This is a genomic window from Caulobacter sp. (assembly GCF_035254145.1).
Taxonomy (GTDB): Bacteria; Pseudomonadota; Alphaproteobacteria; order Caulobacterales; family Caulobacteraceae; genus Caulobacter.
Genome location: NZ_DATFAV010000152.1, coordinates 1 through 5,012, shown reverse-complemented (window position 1 = coordinate 5,012; position 5,012 = coordinate 1). Strand labels below are relative to the sequence as shown.

The 5,012-nt window shown below is 70.3% G+C and carries 4 protein-coding genes; all 4 read right to left on the bottom strand.

The genetic code is table 11. The annotated features are described in order from the left end of the window. On the bottom strand, positions 1–2,301 hold a 2,301-nt coding region (locus VJ655_RS08955; protein WP_324110721.1), incomplete at its 3' end, for a xanthine dehydrogenase family protein molybdopterin-binding subunit. Continuing rightward, positions 2,298–2,786: a (2Fe-2S)-binding protein gene (locus VJ655_RS08950; RefSeq protein ID WP_324110720.1), complete on the bottom strand. Its 489-nt coding sequence runs from the start codon at positions 2,784–2,786 to the stop codon at positions 2,298–2,300. The genes VJ655_RS08950 and VJ655_RS08955, both read right to left, overlap by 4 nt. Positions 2,787–2,793: 7 nt before the next feature. After that, a complete protein-coding gene (locus tag VJ655_RS08945) occupies positions 2,794–4,083 on the bottom strand; it encodes a cytochrome c (protein WP_324110719.1) in 1,290 nt (429 codons plus the stop codon). Between the two features lie 172 nt (positions 4,084–4,255). Beyond that, a partial coding sequence (locus VJ655_RS08940; protein WP_324110718.1) for an aconitase family protein occupies positions 4,256–5,012 on the bottom strand: 757 nt, incomplete at its 5' end.

Sequence of the window (5,012 nt, the reverse complement as noted above, 5' to 3'; positions counted from 1 at the left end):
CAGCACGGCGGCCGGCGTGATCGGGATGTGCCGCAGGCGCACGCCGACGGCGCGGAAGATGGCGTTGGCGATGGCCGGAGCGACCACCGTCGTCGCCGGCTCGCCCAGGCCGACCGGAACCTCGACGCTATCGACGAACTGGATGTCCAGCTCGGGCGTGTCTGAGATCCGCAGCGGCGTATAGGTGTCGAGGTTCAGGTCCTTGACCTGCCCGTTCACGAACGCCGTGCCCTCGTGCAGGGCCATGCTCAAGCCCCACAGCGCCCCACCCTCCGTCTGGGCCCGAGCGCCATCGGGATCGACGATCGTGCCGGCGTCGGTCACCACAGTCAGCTTTTGAACCGTGACCACGCCGCTGGTCCGGTTCACGTGGACCTTGGCCACGCAAGCCACCCAGGTGGGCATGTCGCGTTCCTGGCCAAAGCTGGTGGCCAGGCCCAGGGCGGTGTCCTTGGGCAGGGGCTGGCCCCATCCGGCGGCCTGGGCCGCGCGGCGCACCACCTCGGCCTGGCGTTTCGCGCCGCCCTTGGCGCTGGCGTCGTCGCCGGCGTTGGCGCCCGCGCCGGTCAGCAGTTTCAGGCGCAGGGCGACCGGGTCGATCTTCAGGTGATGGGCGGCCTCGTCGATGAAGCTCTCGCCGGCCCAGTTGGTCCAGCCCGGCCCCACCGAACGCAGCCAGCCGGGGCGGAAAGTCTGATTGGCCAGGTCGTTGTTGATGGCCCGCACCTTGTGGGCGCCGACCTCATACCAGTGGTCCGCGCCAGAGATCGAGAAGGGGTCGTAGGTCACGCCATTCTTGCCCTTGGGCATCAGGGCCGGCGCATTGGCCAGGGTGGGCCAGCCGGCCGCGGCGTGATGCTCCTGGGCCAGGATGTTTCCCGCGCCGTCGAAAGCCATGCGCACGGTCTGGACCGAGGGCGAGCGCACCGAGTCGAAGCGCACGTCGTCTTCCCGGGTCAGCACCAGCTTGACCGGCTTGCCCAGCGCCTTGGCCGCCAGGGCGGCGGGCACGGCATAGTCGCCGTTCAGCCGACGCCCGAAGCCGCCGCCCAGCATGTAGGTGCGCATGACGACGCCGGTCTCGGGGCGCCCCAGGGCCTTGGCCAGGGTCGGCAGGATCAGGCTCTGCCACTGGTTGCCGGTATGGATCTCCATCACCCCGTCCTTCTCGAAGGCCAGGGCGTTCAGCGGCTCGAGCTGGAAGTGCAGCACGGTGGCGGCGGTGTAGGTCCGTTCCAGCACCGACTTGGCCGCCTTGAAGGCCGGCGCGGTGTCGGCGGTCTTGGTGTCCAGCAGCGAGCCGACATCGGCCTTGGCGATCAGGCTGGCGGCGTGGTCCTGCAGGTCCTTTTCGGACACGCTCGCGCCGGGCCCGGCGGTCCACGTCACCTTGACCAGCTCCGAGGCGCGCAGGGCGGCGGGATAGGTTTCGGCGATGACCAGCACCCAGCCAGGCACGGTGTCGGACGGATCCTCCAGCGTCAGGCAGCGCAGGTAGCCCTTGATCTTCTTGGCCGCGCCGTCGTCGACCGACAGCACCTTGGCTCCATGTCGGGTCGGTGGCAGCTTGGGCCGGGCGAAGACCATGCCCGGAACCTTGGCGTCGATGCCGTAGACCGCGGTTCCATTGGTCTTGGCGGCGATGTCCAGCGCCTTGCCCGGCTTGCCGATCAGCTTGCGCTCGGCGGCCGGCTTGATCGGCAGCTTGGCCAGTTCGTCGGGCGTGAACTGCCGCGCGACGCCGCCGCGCTTGACGATGTCGCCATAGGAGATCGATTTGCCGCCGACATGCACGACGCCGCCCCGCGCCGTCCCGCCGGCTGGCGGCACGCCCAACAGCTTGGCCCCCGCCTCGACCAGGGCGATGCGCCCGGCCGCTCCAGCCCGGCTGAAGATCGGGAAGGTCTGCCACACCGACCAACTGCCGCCGGTGACCATCAGCCCCCACTTGGGGTCGGTGTCGACGTGGACGATCCGCACCTTGTCCCAGGCCACGTCCAGCTCATCGGCCAGGATGCGGGCCAGGGCCGTCCCCACGTGCTGGCCCATCTCGGCGCGGATGATGTTGACGGTGACGATCCCCTCGCCATCGATGGCGAACCACAGGGTCGGCTCGAACTGGGGCCCGGCCTTGGCTATCGGCGCGCCGCCAGGCGTGGCCGGATCCATCGCCGCCTCGACCAGGGCCGAAAAGCCGAAGGCCAGACCCGCGCCGGTCGAGGCGATCAGGAAGTTGCGGCGCGACAGGAAGCCGCCGGCCTCGCCCTCCCCCTTCCCGTCTCGGGGCGGAAGGCGGCTCACGACTTGATCTCCATCGCCTTGGGCGCCTGGCCTCCCATCGCGGCGGCGGCCTGCTTGATGGCGGCGCGGATGCGGACATAGGTCATGCAGCGACAGAGATTGCCGCTCATGGTCGCATCGATGTCCTGGTCGGTGGGCGCCGGGAAGTCCTTGAGCATGGCCGCGGCCTGCATGATCTGGCCCGACTGGCAGTAGCCGCACTGCGGGGTCTGCAGGTCCAGCCAGGCCTGCTGCACGGGATGCTGGCCGGCCGGGTCCAGGCCCTCGATCGTCGTCACCTCGGCCCCGTCGACGGCGCTGAGCGGGGTGATGCAGGACCGCGTCGCCCGTCCGCCGACATGGACGGTGCAGGCGCCGCACATGCCGATCCCGCAGCCGAACTTGGTGCCGGTCAGGCCGATGTCGTCGCGGATCACCCACAGCAGGGGCGTATCCTCGTCGGCGTCGATGGAAACGGCCCGGCCGTTGATCGTGAACTGAGTCATGGCGGGCTCACTTTCCCTGTGCGCGGATCGCCGCGACCTTCTTCTCGAGGTCGGGCCAGGCGGGCTTGTCGGTGCGGGTGGCGCGCAGATAGGCCGCCAGCTTGGCGACGTCGGCGTCGCTGAAGCGGTTGAAGCCGGGCATCACCACCCCCGGCGCGCCGTCCCTGGCGCCGACGCCGTACAGCACCACTCGGATCAGGTTGGTCGGATCGTCCAGATTGACGGCGCTGTTGAGGGCCAGGTCGGGCCGCAGCGGATTGGGCTGGCCCGCGCCGTTGTAGTGGCAGGACGCGCAAGCCGCCGTATAGAGCCGCGCCGACGGATCGGTCTGTGGCCCGACGTTCAGGCGGTCGGCGGCGGCCGCCCTTTGCAGGGCCGACGCCAGCGCCGAGGTCCGGCTCGCCGCGCCATCGCGATCGGCGAAATAGACCGCCAGGGCCTGGATGTCGGCTTGGGGCAGCTTGCTCAAGCCGTCGTGGACCACCGGCGCCATCGGACCGGCGGCGACGCCGTGATAGCGGCTGACGCCGGTGCGCAGATAGGCGACCAGCTCGGCCTGATCCCAAGGCGCGGGCGAAGGATTGGCCTCCGTCAGCGGCGGAGCGATCCAGTTGTCGATAGCGGCGCCGGCGAAGGCCTTGTCGCGCTTTTCCGCCCCCAGGACGTTGCGAGGCGTGTGGCAGGCGCCGCAGTGGCTGAGGCCCTCGGCCAGATAAGCGCCGCGGTTCCACTCGGCGCTTTTGGTGTTGTCGGGCTCGAAGCGGCCGGGCTTGAAGAACAGCAGCTTCCAGCCGGCCTGCAGGGCGCGGATGTTCAGCGGGAACGGGACGCCGTTGCGCTTGGCCGGGGCGACCACCGCCGGCCGGGTCATCATGTAGGCGTAGAGCGCCGAGACGTCGGCGTCCGACAGCTTGGTGAAGTGGTCATAGGGCAGGGCCGGGAACAGGTGCGAACCGTCGCGGGCCACCCCCTGGCGCAGCGCCCGGTCGAAGGCCGCCTCCGACCAGGTCCCGATCCCGGTCTTGGGATCGGGGGTGATGTTGGTCGAGTAGATCGCGCCGAAGCTCGTCTTCATCGGGTAGCCGCCCGCGAACGGCTGACCGCCTTTCGTGGTGTGGCAGGTCGCGCAATAACCGGCCCCCGCCAGCACCTCGCCGCGCGCTACCAGATCCGGCGCGAAGCTGGACGGCGCGGGCGGCGCGATTTCGCCGATCGCCGGACGCCAGGCGAAAACCCCGAAACCGACCAGGCCAACGGCCATGATCGCCAGCAGTCCCAAAAGGGTACGTTTCAGCACGGAAGGCCCTCCTGGCGGTCCCGCGCGGGCGCGTAACGCTCATCCGCGCAGGGCCAGATGCGGGGAGCTTGGGAGCAAATCCCTCGCCAAGCAAGACACACGCGTATTCTGCGAGACGATCGCAGCATGGTTGTTCAAGGCGGACCATCGCCCGACAGGCCCGGGCGATTGGTCAGGCCATGAGCAGGCGAACGTCTTCCAGGTGACCGGCGACCGCCGCGGCGGCGGCCATGGCCGGCGACATCAGGTGAGTTCGCGCGCCCGGCCCCTGACGGCCAACGAAGTTGCGGTTGGAGGTCGAGGCGCAGCGCTCCCCGGGCGGCGTACGATCCGGGTTCATGCCCAGGCACATCGAGCAGCCGGGTTGGCGCCATTCGAAACCGGCTTCGATGAAGACGCGGTCGAGACCCTCGGCCTCCGCCTGGGCCCTGACGCGGCCGGAGCCGGGCACGACCAGGGCCTGGCGGACGCCGTCGGCGATCCTGCGGCCGCGCAGCACCCGGGCGGCGGCCCGCAGGTCCTCGATCCGCCCGTTGGTGCAGCTGCCGATGAAGACGTTCTGGATCGCCAGGCCCTGTAGCGGCGCGCCTGGCTCCAGACCCATATAGGCCAAGGCCTCGATCATGGCCGCGCGGCGCGCCGGATCGTCGATGCGGTCGGGGAATGGCGCGGCGCCGGTGATCGGCGCGATGTCGGCGGGACTGGTTCCCCAGGTGACGACAGGCGCGATCCGCGGGGCGTCGAGCACCACGGCGCGGTCGTAGAATGCGCCAGGATCGGTGGCGAGCCCGCGCCAGTCGGAGACCGCGCGCTCCCATAGCGCTCCAACGGGCGCGCGCGGCAGCCCTCGCAGATAGGCCAGGGTCGTCTCGTCAGGCGCCACCAGCCCCGAGCGCGCCCCGGCCTCGATGGCCATGTTGCAAAGGGTC

What these genes read in the sequence shown, in the direction of transcription:
- VJ655_RS08950 (WP_324110720.1), bottom strand. Translation starts at nt 2,786, where the DNA reads ATGACTCAGTTCACGATCAACGGCCGGGCCGTTTCCATCGACGCCGAC.